This window comes from Halomonas lysinitropha, assembly GCF_902500215.1.
Classification (GTDB): Bacteria; Pseudomonadota; Gammaproteobacteria; order Pseudomonadales; family Halomonadaceae; genus Halomonas; species Halomonas lysinitropha.
Window position 1 is genome coordinate 49,087 of the sequence record NZ_CABVOU010000042.1, and the last position, 23,609, is coordinate 72,695.

24 protein-coding genes are annotated in these 23,609 nt (G+C 62.6%); 10 read left to right on the top strand and 14 right to left on the bottom strand.

What is annotated here, in order from left to right; translation table 11 throughout:
- Nucleotides 1–104 precede the first annotated feature (104 nt).
- Together HALO32_RS14885 and HALO32_RS14890 are read right to left on the bottom strand one after the other, a co-directional pair.
- Nucleotides 105–788 (bottom strand): CBS domain-containing protein, encoded by a 684-nt coding sequence (locus HALO32_RS14885; RefSeq protein ID WP_151444686.1) that lies wholly within the window; start codon nt 786–788, stop codon nt 105–107.
- Nucleotides 789–843: 55 nt separating this feature from the next.
- Nucleotides 844–1,050 carry a hypothetical protein gene (locus HALO32_RS14890; RefSeq protein WP_151444687.1) on the bottom strand — a complete coding sequence of 69 codons (207 nt, stop codon included), beginning with the start codon at nt 1,048–1,050 and terminating at the stop codon, nt 844–846.
- On the opposite strand from HALO32_RS14890, the gene deoC reads away from it, so the two are divergent.
- The 5 genes from deoC to HALO32_RS14915 all read left to right on the top strand — a co-directional run bounded on the left by deoC (nt 1,049) and on the right by HALO32_RS14915 (nt 5,202).
- A complete protein-coding gene (deoC, locus tag HALO32_RS14895) occupies nt 1,049–1,825 on the top strand; it encodes a deoxyribose-phosphate aldolase (protein ID WP_151444688.1) in 777 nt (258 codons plus the stop codon). The two genes, HALO32_RS14890 and deoC, sit on opposite strands and share 2 nt — an antisense overlap.
- Nucleotides 1,825–3,165: a thymidine phosphorylase gene (gene deoA / locus HALO32_RS14900; RefSeq protein WP_151444689.1), complete on the top strand. Its 1,341-nt coding sequence runs from the start codon at nt 1,825–1,827 to the stop codon at nt 3,163–3,165. The genes deoC and deoA overlap by 1 nt, the downstream gene beginning before the upstream one ends.
- Before the next feature lie 91 nt (nt 3,166–3,256).
- Nucleotides 3,257–3,991, top strand: a complete 735-nt coding sequence (gene deoD, locus HALO32_RS14905) for a purine-nucleoside phosphorylase (RefSeq protein ID WP_151444690.1) — start codon at nt 3,257–3,259, stop codon at nt 3,989–3,991.
- On the top strand, nt 3,988–4,410 hold the full coding sequence (gene cdd / locus HALO32_RS14910) for a cytidine deaminase (RefSeq protein ID WP_151444691.1): 423 nt from the start codon (nt 3,988–3,990) through the stop codon (nt 4,408–4,410). Before deoD ends, cdd begins: the two co-directional genes overlap by 4 nt.
- Nucleotides 4,411–4,461: 51 nt before the next feature.
- Nucleotides 4,462–5,202, top strand: coding sequence for a dienelactone hydrolase family protein (locus HALO32_RS14915; RefSeq protein WP_151444692.1), 741 nt, complete (start codon nt 4,462–4,464; stop codon nt 5,200–5,202).
- A 290-nt stretch (nt 5,203–5,492) separates the two neighbouring features.
- On the opposite strand, the gene HALO32_RS14920 is transcribed toward HALO32_RS14915, so the two are convergent.
- The 3 genes from HALO32_RS14920 to HALO32_RS14930 all read right to left on the bottom strand — a co-directional run bounded on the left by HALO32_RS14920 (nt 5,493) and on the right by HALO32_RS14930 (nt 10,946).
- Nucleotides 5,493–6,668, bottom strand: coding sequence for an aminotransferase class I/II-fold pyridoxal phosphate-dependent enzyme (locus tag HALO32_RS14920; RefSeq protein ID WP_151444693.1), 1,176 nt, complete (start codon nt 6,666–6,668; stop codon nt 5,493–5,495).
- A gap of 550 nt (nt 6,669–7,218) precedes the next feature.
- The gene (locus HALO32_RS14925; RefSeq protein WP_151444694.1) at nt 7,219–8,685 is read right to left on the bottom strand and encodes a hypothetical protein; all 1,467 of its coding nucleotides are present in this window, start codon (nt 8,683–8,685) and stop codon (nt 7,219–7,221) included.
- 5 nt (nt 8,686–8,690) lie between these two features.
- Entirely contained in the window at nt 8,691–10,946 is a 2,256-nt protein-coding gene (locus HALO32_RS14930) for a mechanosensitive ion channel family protein (protein ID WP_225810075.1), read from the bottom strand.
- 207 nt (nt 10,947–11,153) lie between these two features.
- Between HALO32_RS14930 and HALO32_RS14935 the strand changes: the two genes are divergently transcribed.
- Both HALO32_RS14935 and HALO32_RS14940 read left to right on the top strand, forming a co-directional pair.
- Nucleotides 11,154–12,149, top strand: coding sequence for an amidoligase family protein (locus HALO32_RS14935; RefSeq protein ID WP_151444696.1), 996 nt, complete (start codon nt 11,154–11,156; stop codon nt 12,147–12,149).
- Entirely contained in the window at nt 12,146–12,838 is a 693-nt protein-coding gene (locus HALO32_RS14940) for a gamma-glutamyl-gamma-aminobutyrate hydrolase family protein (RefSeq protein ID WP_151444697.1), read from the top strand. The genes HALO32_RS14935 and HALO32_RS14940 overlap by 4 nt, the downstream gene beginning before the upstream one ends.
- Before the next feature lie 87 nt (nt 12,839–12,925).
- Here HALO32_RS14940 and HALO32_RS14945 read toward each other — a convergent pair whose 3' ends face one another.
- The 3 genes from HALO32_RS14945 to nfi form a co-directional block, all read right to left on the bottom strand.
- Complete coding sequence (locus HALO32_RS14945) at nt 12,926–13,357, bottom strand: OsmC family protein (RefSeq protein WP_151444698.1); 432 nt, start codon at nt 13,355–13,357, stop codon at nt 12,926–12,928.
- A gap of 104 nt (nt 13,358–13,461) precedes the next feature.
- The gene (locus HALO32_RS14950; RefSeq protein ID WP_151444699.1) at nt 13,462–14,010 is read right to left on the bottom strand and encodes a DUF1415 domain-containing protein; all 549 of its coding nucleotides are present in this window, start codon (nt 14,008–14,010) and stop codon (nt 13,462–13,464) included.
- A gap of 131 nt (nt 14,011–14,141) precedes the next feature.
- Nucleotides 14,142–14,831: a deoxyribonuclease V gene (gene nfi / locus HALO32_RS14955; protein ID WP_151444700.1), complete on the bottom strand. Its 690-nt coding sequence runs from the start codon at nt 14,829–14,831 to the stop codon at nt 14,142–14,144.
- Nucleotides 14,832–14,908: 77 nt separating this feature from the next.
- Here nfi and HALO32_RS14960 point away from each other — a divergent pair, with 77 nt between their 5' ends.
- Together HALO32_RS14960 and HALO32_RS18255 are read left to right on the top strand one after the other, a co-directional pair.
- Nucleotides 14,909–16,183, top strand: coding sequence for an exonuclease SbcCD subunit D (locus HALO32_RS14960; protein ID WP_151444701.1), 1,275 nt, complete (start codon nt 14,909–14,911; stop codon nt 16,181–16,183).
- The gene (locus HALO32_RS18255; protein WP_151444702.1) at nt 16,180–19,482 is read left to right on the top strand and encodes an AAA family ATPase; all 3,303 of its coding nucleotides are present in this window, start codon (nt 16,180–16,182) and stop codon (nt 19,480–19,482) included. The genes HALO32_RS14960 and HALO32_RS18255 overlap by 4 nt, the downstream gene beginning before the upstream one ends.
- A gap of 166 nt (nt 19,483–19,648) precedes the next feature.
- On the opposite strand, the gene HALO32_RS14970 is transcribed toward HALO32_RS18255, so the two are convergent.
- Entirely contained in the window at nt 19,649–20,131 is a 483-nt protein-coding gene (locus tag HALO32_RS14970) for a hypothetical protein (protein ID WP_151444703.1), read from the bottom strand.
- A gap of 465 nt (nt 20,132–20,596) precedes the next feature.
- Nucleotides 20,597–20,992, bottom strand: a complete 396-nt coding sequence (locus tag HALO32_RS14975; RefSeq protein ID WP_151444704.1) for a hypothetical protein — start codon at nt 20,990–20,992, stop codon at nt 20,597–20,599.
- A gap of 295 nt (nt 20,993–21,287) precedes the next feature.
- Here HALO32_RS14975 and HALO32_RS14980 point away from each other — a divergent pair, with 295 nt between their 5' ends.
- Nucleotides 21,288–21,908: a tyrosine-type recombinase/integrase gene (locus HALO32_RS14980; RefSeq protein WP_151444705.1), complete on the top strand. Its 621-nt coding sequence runs from the start codon at nt 21,288–21,290 to the stop codon at nt 21,906–21,908.
- A gap of 179 nt (nt 21,909–22,087) precedes the next feature.
- Here HALO32_RS14980 and HALO32_RS14985 read toward each other — a convergent pair whose 3' ends face one another.
- From HALO32_RS14985 to HALO32_RS14995, 4 genes are read right to left on the bottom strand one after another with little or no spacing between them, the layout of a single operon-like run.
- Nucleotides 22,088–22,417 (bottom strand): hypothetical protein, encoded by a 330-nt coding sequence (locus HALO32_RS14985; RefSeq protein WP_151444706.1) that lies wholly within the window; start codon nt 22,415–22,417, stop codon nt 22,088–22,090.
- Nucleotides 22,418–22,426: 9 nt separating this feature from the next.
- Nucleotides 22,427–22,786 carry a hypothetical protein gene (locus HALO32_RS14990; RefSeq protein ID WP_151444707.1) on the bottom strand — a complete coding sequence of 120 codons (360 nt, stop codon included), beginning with the start codon at nt 22,784–22,786 and terminating at the stop codon, nt 22,427–22,429.
- Entirely contained in the window at nt 22,783–22,947 is a 165-nt protein-coding gene (locus HALO32_RS18005) for a hypothetical protein (protein WP_192576528.1), read from the bottom strand. The genes HALO32_RS14990 and HALO32_RS18005 overlap by 4 nt, the downstream gene beginning before the upstream one ends.
- 18 nt (nt 22,948–22,965) lie before the next feature.
- Entirely contained in the window at nt 22,966–23,196 is a 231-nt protein-coding gene (locus tag HALO32_RS14995; protein ID WP_151444708.1) for a hypothetical protein, read from the bottom strand.
- Between the last annotated feature and the right edge of the window lie 413 nt (nt 23,197–23,609).

Below are 23,609 nucleotides of genomic sequence, written 5' to 3' on the forward strand. Positions count from 1 at the left end.
GCCTTCCTCAAGGCGGGAGATCGTGCCTCTCATGACAGCGGGGCGGCCAGATGGCCGCCCCGCTTGCTGTGGTAGGCGTCGGGATGCGTCAAGGCCGAGCGGCCTCAGTAACCGCCCATACCCCTTGGCATGAACCCCAGGTTGTTCTCCACTTCCGTGACACCGGCAATGTTCTCCGCCGCGACCTGCACGGCCTGTCGCTGCTCCTTGCTGTCCACCAGCCCCCACAGCTGTACCTTGCCATCGGCCACGATGACGTTGAGCCGGTCGACCATCACCCCGGTGTTATCATCCACCTCCTTGAGGATGGCATCGCGGATATCGCGGTCATCACCGCCAGCAGCCGGCTGGCGATTCACCGAGAAGCCGCGAAGCAAGTTGGAACGGCTGACGATGCCCACCAGCTTGCCATTCCGCACCACCGGCACACGCTTGATCCGACGCTTCTCGAGCAACGAGGCAATACGGTGTAACGGCTCATCCTCGGTAACGGTGAGCGGGGTCGGCGTCATGATCTCGCTGGCCTTGCGGCCATGGCTCTTGACGTAATCCACGGCGTTGCTGCCACCGCCGAAGAGCTTCAGCCACCAGGACTTGTGCTGGTCCGTGTCATTCTCGACCCGGCGCATCAGGTCTCCCTCGCTGACGATACCCAGTACCTGGTCGTCGGCATCGATCACCGGCACGGCACTGATACCGTGTTCTACCAACAGGCTGGCGATCTCGCTGACTTCAGCGTCAGAGGTAACGGTGATCACGTTGGTGGTCATGACGTCTGCAGCTTGCATGGGATGCGTCTCCGGACAATAAACTGGCAATATGGTGTCTTTCTTGCCCTATAAGTTAGCAACTCTTTGCCCGCTCTGCCTTGATTCCGGACAGCTTTCTGAAGCTCGCGTCAGGCCGGCCGGGCATCCGGCGCGGCCCTGTCCGCGCCCTGGGCAGTGCCTCGACGTTGCCGCCGGTGATGACGTCGTCGACCTCCTCGAGGCCGGCACGCGCCACGGTGGCTACCGTGGCTCCGACAATACCGTTACGGGACGATTCCATGACCGAACTGCAACAGGCCGCGCGCCAGGCTCTGGCGCTGATGGACCTCACCAGCCTCAACGACGACGACAGCGATGCCACCATCGAGGCCCTCTGCCAGCAGGCAAGGACGCCTGCCGGCACACCGGCAGCGGTGTGCATCTACCCGGCCTTCGTGGTCACCGCATGCCGCGCGCTGAAGGCCCATGGCCTCGAGGGCATCGTCAAGGTGGCCACGGTGACCAACTTCCCCCACGGCGGCGACGACATCATGGCGGCCGCCCGGGAGACCCGAGCGGCAGCGGCCTCTGGCGCCGATGAGGTGGACGTGGTCTTCCCCTGGCGCGCCCTGATGGCCGGTGACGAGGATACCGGCCGCGAACTGGTCGCGGCGTGTAAACAGGCCGCCGGCGATGCCCTGCTCAAGGTGATCCTGGAAACCGGCGAACTGAAGGATCCGGCCCTGATCCGTCGTGCCAGCGAGCTGGCCCTGGAGGGTGGCGCCGATTTTCTCAAGACCTCCACCGGCAAGGTGGCGATCAATGCCACCCTGGAAGCGTCCGAGATCCTGTTGACCGCCATCCGTGACAGCGGCCGCGACGTGGGCTTCAAGGCCGCCGGCGGCGTGCGCACCGTCGAGGACGCCCTGGCCTACCTGCAACTCGCCGAACGCCTGATGGGCGTGGCGTGGATCACACCGGCCCATGTCCGCTTCGGTGCCTCGGGGCTGCTCGGCAACCTGCTGGAAACCCTGCGTGCCGAGGACGGAGGCAACGTGACATCCGGGGGATACTGATGGGCACCCAGGCACTTCCCCAGGAGCTGATCCGCGCCAAACGCGACGGGCGCGCGCTTGGCCGCGACGCGATACAGCAGCTGGTCGCCGGCATCAGTGATGGCAGCCTCTCGGATGCCCAGATGGGGGCCCTGGCCATGGCGGTCTTCCTGCAAGGCATGGACGCCACGGAGACGGTGGCACTGACCGAGGCGATCCGTGACTCCGGCGAGGTGCTCGATTGGTCCGGTCTCGACCTGCCCGGCCCCGTGCTCGACAAGCATTCCACCGGGGGCGTGGGTGACCTCGTCTCGCTGGTGCTCGGCCCCAGGATTGCCGCCTGCGGCGGGCACGTGCCGATGGTCTCCGGCCGCGGCCTGGGCCATAGCGGCGGCACCCTGGACAAGCTCGAGGCGATTCCCGGCTACTCGGTCACCCCGGACATCGCCACCTTCCGCCGGCTGGTCCAGGAGGTAGGCGTCGCGATCATCGGTCAGACCGCCGACCTCGCTCCCGCCGACAAGCGCCTCTATGCGGTGCGCGACGTCACCGCCACCGTGGAGTCGCTTCCGCTGATCGTCAGCTCGATCCTCGGCAAGAAGCTGGCCTGTGGCCTGGAGGCCCTGGTGATGGACGTCAAGACCGGCAGCGGGGCCTTTATGCCCACCCATGACGCCTCTCTGGAACTGGCTCACTCGATCGCCAGCGTCGCCACCCAGGCCGGCACGCCGACCACCGCCCTGGTCACCGACATGAGCCAGCCGCTGGCCCCCTGCGCCGGCAATGCCCTAGAGGTGCGTGAGGCACTCCGCCTCCTCACCGGCGAGAAGCGCCATGGCCGCCTGCTGAGGGTAACCCGGGAGCTGTCCGCCGAGCTGCTGCTGGCCGGGCGCCTGGTCGACTCCCGGGAGGCCGCAGAGGCACGTCTTGACGAGACACTGGCCTCGGGCGAGGTGGCCGAACGCTTCTCCCGCATGGTGGCGGGCCTCGGGGGCCCCAATGATCTGCTCGAACGCCCCGGCCACCACCTGCCCGAGGCGCCGGTGACCCGCGCGGTGCATGCCGTGTACCCGGGCCGGGTCCAGGCCATGGACACCCGTGCCCTGGGCCTGTCTGTGGTGGCCCTGGGCGGCGGCCGTCGCACGCCCGGGGCGGCCATCGACCCCGCCGTCGGGCTGTCGCACATCGCCTCCCTGGGCGAGGCGGTGGACGCCGAGCGCCCGCTAGCGCTGGTCCACGCCGCCAGTACCGCGGACGCCGATCGGGCCGCCTGCCAGGTACGCGACGCCATCAAGGTGGGCGAAAGTGCCGGCACCGCGCCACCCCTCATCCACGACATCATCCGTCGGGAGGCCCCGTGACTCCGGGCTTCGCCACCATGGACGACGGCCCCCGTTTCCTTCCGTCCGCCTTGTCTTCCACCCCGCTATCCAACCCTACGGGAGGCCACTGATGGGAACGCCTCATATCAATGCCGAGTGCGGCGACTTCGCCGATACCGTGCTGATGCCCGGCGACCCGCTTCGCGCAACGTATATCGCCGAGACCTTTCTCGACGAGGTCCGCCAGGTCAACACGGTGCGCAGCATGGCCGGCTATACCGGCACCTACAAGGGCCGCGAGATCTCGGTAATGGGGCACGGCATGGGCATCCCCTCGGTTTCCATCTATGCCAAGGAGCTGATCACCGAATACGATGTCAGCACGCTGATCCGCGTCGGCTCCTGCGGTGCGGTTCGCGACGACGTGGCGGTGCGGGACCTGGTGATCGGCCTGGGCGCCTGCACCGACTCCGGGGTCAATCGGACGCGGTTCGGCGGCATGGACTTCTCTGCCATCGCCGACTTCGCCCTGACCCGTGCCCTGGCCGACGCCGCCCTTGACCTCGGCGTGACGACGAGGATCGGCAACCTCTTCTCGGCGGATCTGTTCTACGACCCGCGTCCCGAGACCGCCGAATTGCTGAGGCGCTACGGCATCGTCGGGGTGGAGATGGAGGCCGCCGGCCTCTATGGGGTGGCCGCCGAGTTCGGCGCCCGCGCGGCCACGGTCTGCACCGTCTCGGACCATATCCTCAGGGGGGAATCCCTTTCCAGCGCCGAGCGACAGAGTACCTTCGCCGAGATGATGGAGATCGCCCTGGAGAGTGTGCTGCGCGATGATGCCGCCCGGGAGGCGACGCCATGAACGATTCCATCGACCCTGCCATCGTCGCGGCACTGCTGGCGGTGCGCGACCGCGCCTATGCGCCCTACTCCCATCACCCGGTGGGGGCCCTGGTGGTCAGCGAGAGCGGCGCCCGCTATGCCGGCGCCAACGTGGAGGTCGCCCACTACAAGGGGATCTGCGCCGAGGCCTCGGCGATCGCCGCCATGGCCAGCGCCGGCGAACGCCAGCTGCAGGAGGTCTGGGTGATCGGTCCCGGCCGGCACCTCTGCACGCCCTGCGGCGACTGCCGCCAGCGCATCCGCGAGTTCGCCACCCCCGAGACCCGCATCCGGGTGGTGGACACCGAGGGCCGACTGCTCAAGGCGTACGACATGGAGGCACTGCTGCCGGACTCCTTCGGGCCCGAGAACCTAAGCCCCGAGGCCCTGCAAGACTAGTGGCTGTCGCTATACTTTCGTCACTCACTCTGGAAACGTCGGAGCCTGTTCATGTCTCGTTCAATCGACATTCCCGCCGCCGACGGCACCATCGACGCCCATATCGTCACGCCCGATAACGCCGCCGGCCCGCTGCCGGCCGTGGTGCTGTTCACCGATATCGGCGGCCTGCGCCCCTGCTATCACGAGAAGGCCCAGCAGGTCGCGGACCACGGCTACGCCCTGCTGATGCCCAACCTCTACTACCGCGACGCGGCAGGGACCGTGGTGCCGGAGGGCAAGTCCTTTCGCGACCCGGACGTGCGACCGACCCTGCTCGAGTATGCCGCCCGCCTGACCCCCGAGGCACAGGCCCGAGACTTCACCGCCCTGCTGAGCTGCCTCGATAGCGAAGCCGAGTTCGCGCCCGGCAAGGTGGGCGTGGTCGGCTACTGCATGACCGGCGCCTTCGCACTGCGCATGGCGGCACAGCACCCCGGCCGCGTGGCCGCCGCGGCCGGCTTCCACTCGGCTCGCCTGGCAGAGGCCGACGATCCAGACAGTCCCGTGCATGGGGTCGATACCATCGAGGCACGGGTCTATTTCGGCCATGCCGACCAGGATGCGCTGCTGCCCCCCGAGCAGATCGCCCGCATGGACGAGGCACTGGCCCAGGCCGGCGTGCACTTCACCACGGAACTCTTCAAGGGTGCAGCCCACGGCTTCACCGCCAAGGACGCCCCCTCCTACGATGCGGCCGCCGATGCCCTGCACCACAAGCGACTCGCCATGCTCCTTGAGGAGACGCTGTAGCACGACGCTTGCAGAGCCGTCAGCAATCAATCAAGGCGCGCCGCAATGGACGGCAGGAAACACCCCTGAAGGAGGAGCTGGGGGGCATTTTTCAATCAGGTGAATGCCGCATTTCAGCCAGGAGCAGACTTTGTCCCCGACAAGGAAGCGGCCCTTGGCCGGAGGCGCAGGGTATCTGGGGGAGGCGGGGTGAAAAGGTGGCTAGGCTTGAAAGAGCCCGAGTCATTTCATGTGCCAGCTATATTGACAGGCTCCGTTTCGTATTCCAGCAAGCTTGGCAGGCATGATTATTATCCTATGGCGTCCCGAAATATCGGCAAAGCCCGCTCAATCATCTCGATGTTGGCCGTCAGGCTGATCCGAAAATGGCGTCGCCGCTCGAAGAGAGTACCGGGCAAAACGAACACGGATCGCGCGGCCAGGGTTTCTATAAAGCGCAGCGCGTCGCCCCCCGGAGCCTCTCCCCACAGGTAGAATGTCCCTTCCGGGTGAACCATTTGATAGCCCCACTGCTCGAGCGAGTGGAGCATTAGATCCCGCTTCGTGGCGAGGGCATCAAGATCGATCGACACATTCTCCAAGGAAGCTACCGAGTACTGCATGAGTGCGCTAGGGAAGGTCCAACCCATCGACATCTGGACAGAGAAAGTCGCACCCTGCAGTTCCGCACGCTGCTCTGCCGGGAGACGGGGTGAGATCGCCAGGTATCCGAGCCGCTGGCCGGGAGCAAGGAGCACCTTGCCGTAGCTGTAGTCAATCAGCGTCCATGGGTAGAGCGCAGCCGGGCTCACGAAGGGCGTGTGGTTGAAACGGATGCGTCGGTAGGGTTCGTCCGAGAGCAGCCAGATGCGCGCGCCTATTCGGTTGGACGCGGAGTCCAGTAGATCGGCGAGCGCTTGCAATTGCTCTTGCGAATACACCCGGCCGGTGGGGTTGTGAGGACTGTTGACGACGACCATACGCGTACGCGGCGTGATGGCAGCGTCGATCGCTTCCAGGTCAAGGTCGAAGTCGGGCTCACTCAGGCCAACCTTGACCGGGACGAGATCTGCAGCCCGCAGCATCGAGGCGTAGCAGAACCAGCCGGGGACCGGGATGATCACCTCGTCGCCCGCGTCAAGCACCAGGCAAAAGGCGAGCGCAATGGCGGCGAAAGCGCCATGCGTCAGCGCGATATCCTCGGGCTCGAAATCAAGCCCAAGCTCACTGGAAAGCGCCTTGGCAATGAAGGCCCGCGGCTCGGGCTCACTAATCTTGTAGGCAAACCACTGCGGATTCTGCGGTTGAAGGTTCCGTGCGAGGGCCTCCACAAGTCCGGCAAGTGGCATTTCGTGGGGGTTTCCGAAGCTGAAATCGCAAGCCTCTTCGGCATTCCTTGCTTCTCCACTGCTTGAACGGAGGAAAAAATCTTCCACCAGTGCGAACTCTGCTGACGCATTCCGGCTCCGCTGTGAGAGTAACGTCATAACTGCACCTCTTTCTTTCGCAGGGGGTAAAGGTGACAGAAAGATTAAGTGTAGTTCTCGGTCATAGGGATCGCTGACTATTTTCTGCGGCAGCTAATGACAGATGATCTGAAGTTGACCCGGTTCGGTGAGAGAGATGTCACGAGTCAGGACCGAGGGCGGTGGAGACGACGGCGATATCGCCTTCTCGACAGACGCAGGCTGCCCTTGCGAAGGCCGCGCCATGCACTGCGAAACAGCCTGGCAAAGAATTCGGCCCGCAATCGGGCATTGCGCTGCTCGAGTTTCTGAATTTGCGGATTCGGATTGTGGAAGGCCATCGCTATCACCTCCTCCGCCAACGCGAGCATACTGGATGTGTAGCATAAGGGCACCGCGCATGCTTTTTGTGGTTGCCCAAAAGTCAGGGATCGACCAAGAGCGGACGTTGAACCAAGCTGATATAACGTCATCAATCAACCTCCTGAGGTACGAGAGTCGGCTAGGCTAGCTTTTTTGAGGGATATTGACTTGAGCCTGAAGCACCATGGGCCAGTCATCCCGCTAGGCTTCATCCCCCCGGCCCCTCCTCGTGCACCAGCTCCACATCGACGATGCGCGAGCGGCTCATGACGATCTTCCAGCGCTGCAGCAGCGGTTCGCCGTCGCCCTCCACCTCGCGAATCACCAGGTTGATCAGGTGGCGCTTCTCCACCGGCTCGCGGACTACCTGCCCCTTCTCCTCCAGCCGGTAGACGTCGTGGCTGCCCTTGTCCATCAGCCTTGCCAGCGACGAAAGATCCAGCGTCAGGGTCTCTCGGGTACGGTCGTAGCCGCTGAGGAAGCGCGTCGGCGACATGCGCGAGCTGGAGCGGTAACGCAGCACGACCTCCTCGCGCTGTGCCAGGTTGCGCTTGCGCACCCGGCGGATCTGTTCGTCTAGCCGGGTATAGCGCTGATAATCGAACCACTCGAGCTGGCGACCCAGGACGGCATTGCTGGTGGGGTCCAGGTAGCGGCGCCGCCACTTGGGACGGCCCCGGCGCAGCCAGCGCCACAGGGTGATGCGCAGGTCGTCCTTGAATACCTCGCGCAGCGCATAGATCACCGCCAGGGTCAGCACGAAGAGCGCGGTAATGTCACCCAGTGACTCGCGAGCCTGCAGCAGGCCCAGGGAGACGAAGCTCATCACCACCGCCGTGACGAACGCCTTCAGCGCCTTCTGCTCGCCGCCGCCGAGCTCCTGGCTACGCTGCTTGAGGGTCACGGGATACTCGATCAGCCGCCTCAGCAGGCGCATCTTGTTGGACATCCGGGTGGGGTCCCGAATGACGCGCTCGGAATTGTACTCCCGTGTCCGGCGATGCTCGATCTCGTCTCGGCAGATCGTCAACAGACCCTCGCGGATTTCCCGGTAGCCGTTGCCTCGTGGCAGGTGGGCCACCAGCGCCAGCAGGTTCTGCTCGGTGAACCAGGAGAGGTAATTGTCGATATTGGCAAAATAGCGATGCAGGCTCTCGTCGGACGGTTCCTGGCGGCGCAGTCGTCCCAGGATACCCCGCGCCAGATCGGTGGTCTCTTCGAGCTGGGTGCGCAGCCGGTCGACCTCCTCGTCGTCCTGCGCCGTGCCGGCCCGGGAAGGGTCCTGTGCCTTTGTCGTCTTGTCGTCGCCGCGCCTGTCAGACGCTCGGACCCGGCGCGAAAGCTCCAGCAGCGATTGGGTGGAGCGCTCCAGTGCCACCACGTACTGGTAGGCATAGAGGCTCAGCCCCAGGCGGTACTGATCGGCATCGAGCCGCTTGCCCGCCAGGCGGCTCATCACCAGCGGCAGCTGATGGCGGTCGCTGTAGTAGGTCCGCTTGACATGGATAGCGCCATGGTAGAACGCCTCCTCAGAGAGCACATGAGGGCTCAGGCCGAGGTCGGCGGGCACAAAGAGGAACACGTCCAGCCGGTGAGAGGTCTCCTCGCGGAGCACGCGGGAGACCTTGAGATGCAGGCTGTCCCGGCGCTCGACCGTGATCTGGTGGGTCGCCATGGAAATTAGGCGGGATCCGGGGAGCCGCCCCGGGCACTGGTATCACCGGCGGGGTCGGCGACACCGGCCTCGCCGGGCATCCGGCCGCTGGCGTCGCGCGCCTCGGCGCCCTCGCCGGTCCCGTCCAGACGGCCTCCGCCCTGTCCTTCCATGCTGACGCTGAGGCGCGGCACGCCGAGGTCGACGGACTGTTCTTCCATGCGCTGCTTGAGCAGCAGGTTGAAGGCCCGCGCCACGTCCCACTGCATCTCCGGGGCGGTGCGGAAGCGCATACGCAGGATGGCGCAGCCGTCATCGAAGCTGTCGATGCCCTGCATCTCCAGCGGCGACCAGATGTAGTGGCGCATCATCGGATCCTTGCGCAGCTCCAGGGCGGTCTCCTGCATCAGGGTGGTGGCATCATCGATCTTCATGTCGAAGGGGACGCGGACCCGCATCAGGGCGATACCGAACTGGCGCGACATGTTGTGGATGGATTCGATGCGGCTGAAAGTGATGATATGGACGATGGCATCCAGATCGCGCAGGCGCACGGTGCGCAGCGTCAGCCCCTCGACGGTGCCGATATGGCCGTTGATCCTGACGAAGTCGTCTACGGCCAACGAATCCTCGATGAGAATGAAGATCCCCGTGATCAGGTCCTGCACCAATGTCTGGGCGCCAAAACCGACGGCCAGGCCGATCACCCCGGCACCGGCCAGCAGCGGCGTGACGTTCACCCCGAGGTTGGCCAGGCCGACGATCGCGGCGATGATCACGATGGTGGCGAAGATGATGTTGCGGATCATCGGCGTGATGGTCTGCGCACGTGCCAGGTTGACCCGGCGCCCCCTGGCACGCGCCGGACTGGTCAGGGCACGCTGGATGGCGGTGTCGGCGAAGATCCAGATCAGCCAGGCCAGCAGCACGGTGAAGCCGATGGCCAGCAGGGCCTGACCGATACGCACGCTGGCCACCCCCTGCTGCCCGATGCCGATCAGCGAGCCCCCCCACACCTGCAGCGAGAGCTCGGCAAAAGCGATCCAGGCGAGGACATGAGCCAGCGCATAACCGAAGCGTTCCAGGCGCTTGCGATAGTCGCTAAGCCGACGCGCCTTCGAACGCCGCTCGCCATGCCGACGGATCAGGCCGGTGACCACCAGGGTCAGCACCAGTAGCGACGCCGAGATGATCGAACGGGCCAATGCCGTTCCGACGTCGCCCCCGGTGATGAAGATCGCCAGCAACGAGCCCCCCACCAGCAGCAGCGCGGGCACATGCCACAGGCCGCCCACCAGTCGCACCACCTCGGAGGAGCTGCCGCTATCGCGCCGCAGGCTATAAGGACGATTGCGGATCATATGCTTGATCGGGCGCTTGAAGCGCAGGATAAAGCGCCCGCTGATCAGCGCCGCCAGCACATTGGCCAGCACGGACATCAGGCTCGCCAGATCGCTGCCCATGATTCCCGAGAGGCGGCCGGAGTTGAAGGCATCGCCCAGCGCGATCAGCGCCCCGATGACAAAGAGCGGCCTCAGGCTCTGCTGCTGCAGGATCTGTACGGCGATGAAGCGATGGCCGTTGGTGAACACCGAGATCACCGTCTCCACCACCACCGAGAGGGTCCGCCCGCAGAGCGTTACATAGGCGATGACCAGAGTCGCGGTACGCCCCGAACTCTCAGGCACCAGCTGGGCGATGCCGAGTACCAGCAGGAATGCCAACGCCCAGGGCAGCATGCGGCGCAGGAAATGGACCACCAGCAGCCCGGCGCGAGGGTCCCGGGGCAAGTCCAGAGGCCAGCCCCGGCGCCTGGCCAGCAGGCGTCCCAGGGCAATCAGTATCACCAACAGCCCGATCCAGATCACCAGCAACACGGTCAACTCGATGACGAAGCGCAGCAGCTCCGCATTGCCGGTCTGGACCATCAGGGCCACAAGGTCGGCCCATCCCTGTTTCAGCTGACGCTGCCACCCAGCCAATGGCAAATGGCCACCCTCGGCCTGCTCACCGAGCTCGCTGATGGTCTCTGCCAGGGCGCCTAGCAAACCCTGAGGACGCACGACACCGGCCTCCTCGGCCGCCGGATCGTGGACCTGCTGTAACTGGCGCAGGTTCTCCAGCAGGGCCTGGCGCTGTTCGGCATCTTCGAGAGTGGTGATCACTTCTTCCAGCGAAGCCTGGAAGGCCTGGGGGTCATGGGAAGCCGACTCGTCTCCGCTTCCCGGTGTCAGGCCGGGCAGGGATAGCGTTTGGGCCAAGGCGACCGTCGACAACAGCATCAGCAGCAGCCCGGTCAGCAGGCCGCGAACGACAACGTACAGGCATCTCGCTTCAGGCACTCTTTCTACTCCCTGGCATCTCGTTTCCCTGGCATCTCGTTTCCCTTGCATGGCGCCTCCATGGCGAACGGACGGCGGCCCGGGCCAGATCATGATTCCCAAGGCAGTATGGTAGGATGCCGCCATCGTGCCTTACAGGATGCCGTCATGACGCCCCAATCGCCACCTGAGCCCTGCAATGCCGACGGCAAGACGCGCAGCGTCGGGGTCGAGATCGAGTTCGCTGGCCTGCCACCCAAGGAAACAGCAGAGCTCGTGAGCGAATTGTTCGGCGGCAAGGTAGAGGTACGCAGCCCCCACCGACTCAAGGTGACCGACACCCGCTGGGGGGAGTTCGGGATCGAGCTGGACACCCAGTACGCCCATCCCGACGAGACCATCATGAGTGCCGATGCCATTGGCGACAGCGAATGGGAACGCATGCGCCTGGATTTCCATACCCGGACCCGGGAGCTGATCGGCGATGTGGTCACCGGCCTGGTGCCCACCGAGATCGTCTGTCCGCCGGTGCCCTGGGACGAACTGGGAGATCTCGACGCCCTCTTCGAGGCGCTGCGCCATCGCGGGGCCAAGGGCACCGACGCCAGCATCCTCTATGGCTTCGGCCTGCATCTCAACCCCGAAGTACCGAGCCTCGAGGCAGAAAGCGTGCTGGCCTACCTGCGCGCCTACATGCTGACCGCCGCCTGGCTGCGCGAGCAGATTCACGTGGACATCACCCGGGAAGTGCTACCGCATGCCAACCCGTTCCCGCGGGCCTACGCTCTCAGAGTGCTCGACCCGGATTACGCCCCGGACGTGGACACCCTGATCGACGATTACCTGGCCGACAACCCGACCCGCAATCGCGAGCTGGACATGTTGCCGCTGTTCGCCCACCTGCGTCCGGACCATCCCCACGAGCTGCTGCGCAACAAGCTGGTCAAGGCGAGACCGACCTTCCACTATCGCCTGCCCAATGCCCAGCTTTCCGAACCGGGCTGGGGGGCGGTCGCCGAGTGGAATCGCTGGCTGGAGGTCGAGCGGCTGGCCACCACGCCGGCGACGCTGGCCGAGCGTAGCGAGCAGTTTCTTGCCCGTCACCGTCCCTCGGCCCCGCGCCGCTGGCTGACTCGGCTGCGCCGTTGGGTGTCTCGCCAATGAGCCTCGCGACGCGCCCCCTGATCGGCATTACCACCTCCGATGCCAAGAGCCGGATCGCCTGGTGGTTCGACTGGTTCGCCATCTGGCGACACGGCGGTCGACCGCGGCGTCTGTCGCCCATGCGTCCCTTTCCCGAAGCACTCGATGGCCTGATCATCGGCGGTGGCGACGACATCCAGGCCCACCTATACGACGCCGAGGTAACACTCGACGTCCGTCTTGACCCGCAACGTGATGAGCTGGAACTCGAGCTGCTGGAACGCTTTATCCCGCAAGGCAAGCCGGTACTGGGTATCTGCCGCGGCGCCCAGCTGATCAACGTCTACCAGGGCGGCACCCTGGATCCGGACATCTACACCACCCATGAAGGACTCAAGCGCCGACGCACGGTGCTGCCGCGCAAGACCGTCGACATCGTCGCCGACAGCCAGCTGCATCGCATCCTCAAGGTAAGCTGGTGTCGCATCAACAGCCTGCACCATCAGGCGGTACAGCGGACGGGCAAGGGCATCGAGATCGTCGCCCGAGACCGCGACGGCCTGGTGCAGGGCATCGAATCACGCAACCACGAGTTCCTGATCGGCGTGCAATGGCACCCCGAGTGGCTGGTCTTCAATCGCCCGCAGCAACGCTTGATCCGCGCGCTGGTGAAGGCCGCCCGGCGCGGGATGTCCTCGCCCTCGTCTTAGACACCCCAAAAAGACGCCGGAGCCACCCTGGGATGGCTCCGGCATTGATGCCAACTGATACCCGACCCATCAGGGCCGGGGCAGGGTTCAGCCTTCCAGCTTGGCCTGCAGGGTGATCTCGGCGTTGAACAGCTTGGACACGGGGCAGCCCTCCTTGGCCTTGTCGGCCGCATCCTGGAAGGCCGCCTCGTCGGCGCCCGGGATCTTCGCCACGGTGTCAAGATGGATCGCGGTGATGGCGAAGCCGCCTTCGACCTCCTCCAGGGCCACCTGGGCCTCGGTGGCGATGCGCTCGGCAGTCAGGCCGGCCTCGCCCAGGATCAGCGACAAGGCCATGGAGTAGCAGCTCGCATGGGCGGCGCCGATCAGCTCCTCCGGGTTGGAGCCTGCCTCGCCCTCGAAGCGCTTGGCGAAGCTGTAGGAAACGTTCTGGAGCACGCCGCTCTGGGTGGACACCGTCCCCTTGCCGTCCTTGATGCCACCTTGCCAGACGGCGCTGCCGGATTTCTTGATGCTCATGTCGACTCCTTCTCGTTGTCAGGGGTACTTCATTGCCTCTTCACCATACACCATGGGGATGGCCTCCTCCCGGTACAAGGCCAATGACTTCGACGACGGACAGCTCAGGAACCCTTCAGCGCAGCGAGCTCACGTGCCAATGTCTCATGGCTCAGTTCTCGCAGCGCCAAGATATTGCGTTCGGGAATACCCGCCGGGTCCGGATGGTGGGCCAGGGCTTGCTCCAGCCCCTTCTCGCGCAGCAGGTGCCACATCGGGAAGGGCGAACGGTTGGTAAAGTTGGCGGGATCCTCGTGCTCGGCATCCGCAAAGACGTAATCCGGGTGGAAACTCGCCAGCTGGTAGGTGCCCTCATAGCCCTGTTCCGCCAGCAGCGCCTCGGCGATGGCCAGCAGGTCCAGGTAGTCGTCGAAGGCCTCGAGCCCCTCGGTCAGCACCAGCAGGGTGGTCTCCACCTCGGGCGTCTCGTCCAGGCGGCGACACTCATCGAACAGCGCGAGCAGTGCCGCCTCGCGGTTGTGAGCCGGCACCGCAACGTAGCGAATGGTGTCGCGAGCCACCTCGCGACCGGCGAAGGGACAAATATCGCGGGCGACAACGAAGGTCTCCACCCAGGCACGGGTGGCGGCAAGGGGATCGGGCACTGTCGACATGGTCAGCTCAATAGAAAAACGGGAAGGAAGTATATAGGGCGCTTTGCCAGAATACCCGTTTTCAGGCCCGCCAGACGATAGCGCGGCGAGCGCGGTTGGCAGGCGCCGGATGCGCCTCCGGCTAGTCCGGCCTACTCGCCACGCCTCGACGCCAGGCGATCCGCCAGCCGGGTCGGCTCCGGCAGCTTGGTGCGCCCAAGACAGGCCGTGACCCACTCGAGCGCCGTGGCAAGCGCCACCCGGTGCCCCGACGAGACGAAGATCGGCTTCACCTTCGCCCGCGAGCGCAGCACCGCGCCGATCACGTCGTCATCCACGCCATCCACCAGCGGCGTCCAGTCGCCACGCGCCGGCCCCGGCTCAGTGTGGCGCCCACACAGCCGCGACTTGGCCACGCCGATGGTGGGCAGGTCGAGCCACAGCCCCAGGTGGCTGGCCACACCGATCCGCCGCGGGTGGGCGACACCCTGGCCATCCACCATCACCAGCTGGGGCGTCACCTCCAGCCGTTCGAAGGCGCCCAGCGCCGCCGGCACCTCGCGAAACGAGAGCAGCCCCGGCACATAGGGCATGCGCGTCGGCTCGCGATGTACGACTTGCGCCACCACCTCGAACTCGCCCCCGGCGCTCGGCGGCCAGGCCAGCACCACCACCGCCGCCCGGGTGATATCGCCGCCCTGCTCGAAGCCGATATCCACACCGGCGATGCGCCTCACCGGATCCAGGCGGTCGGCCCGTTCCACGCTAGAAGCCAGGCGCTTCTGCAGGGCGATGGCCTCGCTCGGGCTGAGGTGCCATTCATGCAAGGGGGTAATCGACATCTTGGCTCCCTGATTCATCGGCGGTGCTCGGGTTAGACTAGGGCCTTTCGACCGCGTGACGGAACACCGGGAAGCCCATGCTGAAACTGATCCATACCGCCGACTGGCACCTGGGCCAGAGCTTCCATGGCCAGGAGCGCCATGCCGAGCAGCGCGCCTTTCTGACCTGGCTGCTCGATACCCTGGTGAAACGCCGCGCCGATGCCCTGCTGGTGGCAGGCGACATCTTCGACGTGGTGAATCCCTCGCTGCGCGCCCAGGAGCTGCTCTATGACTTTATCGTCTCCGCCCACGAGCGGCTGCCGCGGCTCGACATCGTATTGATCGCCGGCAACCACGACAGCGGCAACCGCATCGAGCTGCCCGCCCCGCTGATGCGCCGGCTGCGCACCCACGCCCTGGGCCGGGTCCGCTGGCGGGACGACGGCACCCTGAATACCGAGCACCTGCTGGTGCCGCTGACCGACGAGCACGGCGAGACCCGTGCCTGGTGTCTGGCGCTGCCCTTCCTGCGCCCCGCCGAAGTGACCGGCTCGGCGCTGGCAAGCGAGGCCAGCACTGAGGCGGCGTCCAGCGACTACGTCAGCGGCATCGGCCACGTCCACACCCGGCTGATCAAGGCCGCCCGCGTCCGGCGCGAACCCGGCCAGGCCCTGGTGGCTATGAGCCATGCCCATCTGCACGGCGCGGCCGTTTCCGAGGCCAGCGAGCGACCCATCGTGATCGGCGGCGAAGAGTCGATTTCCGCTGCCCTCTTCCCTCCAGAGATCGCCTATGTGGCGCTGGGACACCTGCATCGCGCCCAGCAGGTCGGCGAGGCGCGTATCCGCTATAGCGGCAGCCCCCTGCCGCTGGATTTCAGCGAGGTGGCCTACCCCCACCAGGTGGTGGAGGTGACCCTGGTCGGCGAAGCGCTGGCCGCGACCGAGACCCTCCCCGTGCCTCGCCCGGTGGCTATGCACCGCATCGGCCCCGCGCCCCTCGATGACGTGCTGGCCGAGCTCGAGACCCTAAAGGACGACCCGGCGATGCCCAGAGACCACTGGCCCTGGCTGGAGGTGCGAGTCGAGCTCGACGCGCCGATCCCCGACCTGCGCGCCCGAGTAGAGGCGGCCCTCAAGGGCAAGGCGGTGCGCCTGCTGCGTCTGGAACGCCGCCTGCCACGTGTCGAAGGCGAGACGGCGCCGGCGCGAGTCGACCTGGAAACCCTCGGCCCGCGCAAGCTCTTCGAGCGCACCTGGGAGACCCGCTGGGGGCAGCCGCCGGAGGACGACGTGCTCGCCGATTTCGACCGGCTGCGCCAGGACGTCCTCGATACCGAAGACGATGCCACCGGGGAGGGTCGCCCATGAGGATCCTCGCCCTGCGCCTGGAGAACCTGGCCTCCCTGCCCGGCCCGCTGGAACTCGACTTCACCGCGGCCCCGCTGCGCGATGCCGGCCTCTTCGCCATCACCGGCCCCACCGGCGCCGGCAAGAGCACCCTGCTCGACGCCCTGTGCCTGGCGCTCTACGGCGGCACGCCGCGGCTTCGCCAGGCACCGGGCCGCGACAGCCAGGTCGACGACACCCCGGACTCCACCTTGACCACCAGTGACCCGCGCACCTTGCTGCGCCGCGGCACCGCCGCCGGCTTCGCCGAGGTGGACTTCCTGGGCCGCGACGGGCGCCGCTACCGTGCCCGCTGGGCGGTGCGCCGCGCCCGGGAGAAGGTCGGCGGCAAGCTGCAGAAGGCCGAGCAGTCGCTGCGTGACCTCGAGGACGACCGCCTGCTCACTACCCAGAAGCGCGAGTTTGACCGCCTGCTGCCGGACCGCCTGGGGCTCACCTTCGACCAATTCACCCGCGCCGTGCTGCTCGCCCAGAGCGAGTTCGCCGCCTTCCTCCAGGCCGATGACAACGAACGCAGCGACCTGCTCGAGCGCCTCACCGGCACCGCCGAATACTCGGCGATTTCCATGGCCGCTTACCGCCGCGCCAGTGAGGCAAAGAAGAGCGTGGACGCCCTGGAGGCAAAACTGGCCGATGACCTGCCCGCGGAGGCCGAAGCTCGCGCCGAGCTGGAGCGCGCCGCCGAAACCCGTCACAAAGCGCTCAGTGAGCTGCAGGCCCAGGCGGAATCGCTCAAGACGCGAAGCCGCTGGCACGACGACGATGCCCGTCTGCACGAGGCCTACCGCCAGGGCCTGGCAATGCAGCAAACGGCCCGGGAGGAGTGGCAAGCACTCGCTCATCTGCGTGCCGACCGCGACTGGCGCCGGCTGATCGCCCCACGGCGCCACGCCCTCATCCGCCACGCCGAGCTGCCCGACGAGATCGCCGCCCTGGAGGCGACCCACGCCGAGACCGTGAAGGCGCGTGACGCCGCCAGCGCCGAGCAGCAGGCAGCAGAGACCGCCCGCGCGCAGGCCGAGCAGGCACTGAACGAAACCACCGAGGCCCGCCGCCGGGCCGAACCCCAACTCCGCGAAGCCCGCGACGAGGCCCAGCATCTCGCCACCCGGCAAAAGCAGCTTGCCGACCTGGAGGCGACCCGCAGCCGGCAGCAGACACAGGCCGATTCGCTTGCTCGAGAGCATCGCAGGGCCGAGGGAAACCAGCGGGCCCGAGTACGACAACGTGAGGAGTGGCAGACGACTCTCCAGTGGCTGGCGGGCGATCACCCCCGTCTCGACGATGCCCGCCAGGCCGCCCAGGAGACACACGACCAGGCCGCCCAGCGCCACCTGACCCTGGGCGAGCTGGCTAGTCTCTGGCAGGAGCTCGGTCGCACGGAACAGGCTCGACACAAGCTGGCCAGGCAGGTTAGCGACAACCAGGCCCGGCGGGACAGGCTGCTGGCCGAGGGTCAGGAGGCCCGCCAGCGACTGGACAGGGCCCAGTCCCACCTCGACAGCGTCACCGCGCTGATCGAACGTAGCCGTGCCGTGCGCAGTGAAAGCGTGGTTCAGCTTCGGGAAACACTTCAGGAGGGAGCGCCCTGCCCGGTGTGCGGTGGGCTGGATCATCCCTTCCGCCAGCACCCACCCACCAGCCCCGAGGCCGCCCAGCTTGCCGCCCAGGAAACGGAGGAAAGCCACCAGCTCGACGAGGCTCGGCAGGCCCGCGATGCGGCCCTGCAGCAGCGCGACGAGTTGCTGGGCGAATACCGCGCCGTGGAGGCCGCCCTCACCCGGCACCGGCAGGACCTGCAAGCGGCGGAGCGGCAACGGGACTTGGCCCGCCAGGCCCTGGAGGCTCACCCCCTGCAGGAAGAGCTCGCCGCCGTCAGCGAACCCGAGCGTGAAGGCTGGTTGCGGGACCAGCGCGAGCAGAGCGACACCCGGCGTCGGCAGCAGCGCCGGCGCCTGGAGGAACTGGCCCGGGCCGAGGCCGAACTGGCCCCGCTGGAGCAGGCGCTTCAGGAAGGCCGGGTGGCCCTGGCGCGCCTGGAGGCCGAGAAGGCAGGCATCGACAAGCAGCTGGCCGAACTGGACGAGCAGCTGCCGCCCCTGCACGAACAGCGCGATGCCCTCGCCCGTCGACTCGCCGCCCGGCTCGGCGACTACACCTCACCGGATGCCTGGCAGCAGCAGCTCGACACCCGCCAGGAACGCGCCCGCCGGACGCGAGACAGCGCCCAGACACGGCTGCACGACGCCCAGCGAGAGCACCAGCGCCTCGCCCAGCAGGCATGGCACGAGGCCGCCCAGCTGGAAAAGCTTCGCCAGGAGCGGCAGACCCTGACCCGCGAGCTCGCCGACTGGCGCCAGGCCCATCCCGAGCTGAGCGATGCCACCCTGGCGCGGCTGCTGGCACAGACCGAGGTAGACGCCCGGCAGGAAGAGCAGCAGGTCGAGGCGGCCGACCGGGCCCGCCAGCACGCCGCCGCCACCCTGAGCGAGCGGCGCGACGCCCTGCTACGCCACCGCCGCGATCAGGGACTCACCGCGGACGACAGCGAGGAAGCACTGCTGAGCGACACCGTGGCCAACGAGATTCATCGCCGCCGCGAGACCCTGGAGGAAGCCCGGGCCGAGCTGGCACCCCGGCTCGAGGATGCCCAACAGGCCCGCGACAGCGCCGCCTTCGCGCTCAGCGACGACGACCGCAAACGCGAGCGCCGCAAGGCCGGCCAGGCCGAGCTGGAAGCCGCCCAGGCCGAGTACCGCCGCTGGGGCCGGATCAGCGAGCTGATCGGGTCCGCCGACGGCAAGGTGTTCCGGCGCATCGCCCAAGCCTACAACCTGGAACAACTGCTGGAGCATGCCAACACCCACCTCGCCGGCCTCAGCCGCCGCTACCGGCTGGTGCGGGGCGGCAGTCCGCTTGGTCTATTGGTGGAGGACTTCGACATGGGCGACGAACGTCGCTCGGTGCACTCCCTTTCCGGCGGCGAGACCTTCCTGGTGTCGCTAGCCCTCGCCCTGGGGCTCGCCTCGATGGCCTCGGGAGAGCTCACCATAGAGTCACTCTTCATCGACGAGGGCTTCGGCAGCCTCGACCCCCAGTCCCTGGCGCTGGCCATGGAGGCACTCGACGGCCTGCAGGCGCTGGGCCGCCGGGTCGGGGTGATCTCCCACGTGCAGGAGATGCACGAGCGCATCCCGGTGCAGATCCGGGTGGAACCGCTGGGTAACGGGACGAGCCAGGCGAAACTGGTCAGTCAGTAAGGCTGGGAAATCGGCTCGCCGACGAGGGTAAGCACGTCGTCAACGAGCCGTATTTTTTTGCATACAAGTGTCAACTATCGGCCAGAAGCGGACATTCGCGAGATACTAATGCAACTTGTAGTTGCAGCCGATAGCACTTAATACGTGGTCGGCTGAAAGCCGCCTTTTAGGCCGCCTCCTTTGCATAATATAGAGAATTGATGAGATTTTGTATCTCAGGCGGATGAACCGGTCGGCACGCTCGTTCCACTCCCGTCTGGTGGCTTTTACCGGTGCCTAAAATGCCAGAGGCACCCCCTATAATGAAGAACAGTGAGAAGCCTAATGTAAAAGGAATTAAAAACAGCCCGATCAAAATCATTAGACATCCATCCTTCGACTGCTCAGACTCTTCTTTCCAGGCCTTCAATGTCTCTTCGTCGGGAGGCTGATATAGTTCATCATCGAGGCCTAGTATGTCGCGGGCGAACAATTCGGATTGACCTCGTCCACAAAGGGGCTTCATCGGATCCTTACTATACTTTCCGAATGCACGGTGCTTATTGAAATGATCAAGCAATGTTTGCTCGACATCCCAGGCATCGTCTCGGAATGTGAAAATAAACTGACGATCAATGAGCTTTTCGTCCTCACTGTTACCATAGGCCATTCGTTCTACCAAACTCGACTTACTCGTGAACCCTAATTTGTAGAGCGTACCATGGGAAGTTATAAGCCTTGCATAATAGACGTTTCCTGCGGGGTTTTTCGGTCTTTTAAAGAATCGTCCAACTCTATTGAGCATCGGCAACCTGACGAGTTATGTGGATTGTAGAAAAATCGCCAACAAACAAAAAAGCATAGTTAAATTAATGTCGTGTAGCTAAGCACAAAAGCAGAGTCTGTATACCACAAATTTCAAATGCGTCTGCTATCTTTCTGATTTTTGCATTTGGAGCTGAATGTGGGAATTATGTCAACAACTGATAAACGATTAATAAGCATTGACTAACACCTGCTTCCAAACCCCTCATATAAAAATTTTTATTAACAACAATCTCTCTAAAACATAGGTTATAACTTAGATTAATTAAATATCTTATTTTGTTAATTTTAAACGGTTTTTACGAAAGACTTACGGACTCATATATTTACCCAACTGAAACCGCTTCATGATCTTGTCGTCAACTTTGCATCTGAACTTGGCCATCAGTTCTTGATTTCCGAGCAGATGCATTGAGAAGCCAGCAAGAAGTTGCTGAGGACCATCTGGCCCATCAACATCAGGAATAGAATTGTTCAGAGCTCCCTTGTATTCGGCAGAATTGATGCCACTGCTAGTTGCAAACACCTTTGACGCGTTGTTTCCCATACTTGCACCATCAAGCTCTTCCAAGATGAAGCGATAAGCGATCTCATTGTTAGGAATTCTGGCCGCGACAAGCTCTGCAACCCGATCTGTAGCGTGTTCAATTCCGTCTTTCTCAATACCTTTTTCAAGTTGCGATTTCTTTCGCCCAAAGCCGAACATTATTCTGTTTCCTTATGTTTAAAGTATGCACTAGCGTCACTTGTCGTCCAACAAGTATTAGACGGCGCGTTTATGATTGGATCACATCCTGTCACGTTTGCCCAGCAAATGCAGCCTGAAAAGATTCGCGCAAGCATCTAACCTATAAATATTAGTTATAATTAGGATGCATATCCAGAAACTAGCACCCTTGCTGCCTTTGGCAGCATGGACGCTTTGGGTCGAATGCTGAATCCATCGAACGTTGAGCATGCTTTGGACCATCCTATACATTCCATCCGTGGAGGTCCATGCCATGAACGCTTCAGAAACCAGTACCCGCGAACCATGGAATAAAGGCAAGCTGGTTGGTCAGAAAACACCTTTTCGCATCAAAGACATCTGGGCCATTCGTGTCCGGCTGCAGCTTGCTGAGAAGGTACGAGATTTGGCGATTTTCGAGCTGGCAATCGATAGCAAACTACGCGCCTGTGACTTGGTGGCTTTGCGTGTCCGAGATGTGACCCATGGTGACCATATATCGTCAAGAGCCACTATAATGCAGAAGAAGACGAAGAGACCGGTACAGTTTGAGATAACCGATCAAACTCACAATGCTCTAAAAACATGGATCCTATGTGCCAAGCTTAGAAACGATGACTACTTATTTCCAAGCCGTTCGAGCAGGAAAGATCACCTGTCTACGCGACAGTACGCCCGGATTGTTAAAGACTCGGTAACCTCGATCGGGCTGGACCCATCAGCCTATGGCACGCACACGCTGCGAAGGACTAAGGCAACTCTAATCTACCGCCGAACAAAAAATCTGAGAGCTGTTCAGCTGTTATTGGGCCATACGAAGCTTGAGAGCACTGTACGATATCTTGGCATTGAGGTAGATGATGCATTAGAAATGGCCGAGCAAACGGAAGTATAGAAAAAATAACGACGGCCTGGTTTTTGGTCGTCGTTATTCGGCCAGAAGCGGCCCTTCAGACCGTCCTGATATAACGCCTTGCTCACCGGCACATACTGTAAAGAGCGTTTTTGTGTAAAATTGAGCGTAGCGATACACAAAAACGAGCGTAGCAGTATGTGTCCGAGTGGAGCAACTTGTTATGCATTTTGTTGATAGTCAGCCCTTAAGCCCTCAGTTAAGTATTTGTTTATTTCGTATTTCAGATGTTCAATAAAGAACTCTTGGCCGCTCATATCATAAACACGGATAAACTTTGCAGAAATGTTCATTAGTACATCTTCAGATATTTTTTCACCTTTGCTTTCTGCCGCTTGTGCAAAAGCCCGCATAGTTGTCTGTACGATTTCAAGAATTTTTTCATCTGAAACTTTCTTGTTATTAACTAATAACGGTCTATACATTTTGACAGTTGCATCATTCAACTCATCAAGAAGAGTTCCCTTCTTTTTTCTAAAAAAACCAAACATCATTATCTCCTAACGATCATTTTTTGATTGCTCAATAATCTCATTTATTGAATCCAAGTTTTTGCTAGATCTTTCCCAAACAACATCAGACTCAATAACGTTGTCATGCTTTCTTTCTTTACAGTCCTGTTTGTAAATAGAATCTTCTTTTTTATTAGCAATACAATCCATGCCATAAACAAATAGAGCCGTCCCTGGAGCCCCTATCGCTAACGGAGCAAGAAGAACATACGGAGCGAAAATTAGCAGAAGAATGCCAATTATCACCGACCCAAAGCAGAAAACCAGCCACGACACCAAGGCAGAAATGGCAAAGCCCCAAAGAACAAGGCCACCGAGCAAGCTTAACAGTCCAATTAAAGTTCTCATTTTTTTACCGAATGATAAATCATACTAAAAAAAAGAAATACAGATGCCCCTACAATTACAATTGGCCAAAAAACAGCTGTTAGCAATGCAGTAAAAAAACCATTTTGTAATTGTGCAAAAAATAGTAAAACGGCAATGACGATATAAATCCCCACTAACATAAACCTCTCCTATTAATCTTACTCAACTGCTGCTTGTAATGTTTCAAGTAAAGTTTCGAGCTTGCTCACTAAGGAGTGGTCAACACTGTTGTTATTCAAGGCAACAACAAGGTAGCCCGTAACATTAGCGATTTGCTCTTGAGGGATATCAGATATACCCATTGATGCTAAAGCTAAGTTAATTTTTTCACAGCCTAAGGGGGATAAGTCGCCACCATCTTTTACTGAATATAGCTTTGATATGGTCATTTGAAGTTCCTGATTTGGGTTTTCTGCATAACAGGTATTAGACAGCGCGATCGTTTATTGACTTGAACGAGCGCGCGCGTTCAAGAATGTTATGCTGCGCGCTCGACCACTTCTCATCCTATTGAAACCCCTAGGCATTAAGAATAGCTCGGCCACATAACACCGATCACCAAGTATGCCACATATCCCCAACGACCGTGCTCGCTGCCTTTTCCGGCATGTCGGCTTTGGGTCGATATCTGACATATCAATGCCCTCCCCTATTCCTGCCGATATACGAGAAACTGATGCGCGCACTTCCGGCAGGCGCCGGTGTAAGTGACTAGGCAGATATTTTCATGCATAGTGCCGATAGGATTTCAGCTTAGGACGGCAGCATGGCAAGTCGCTTCATCTCTCCCCTGGCAGAGGAC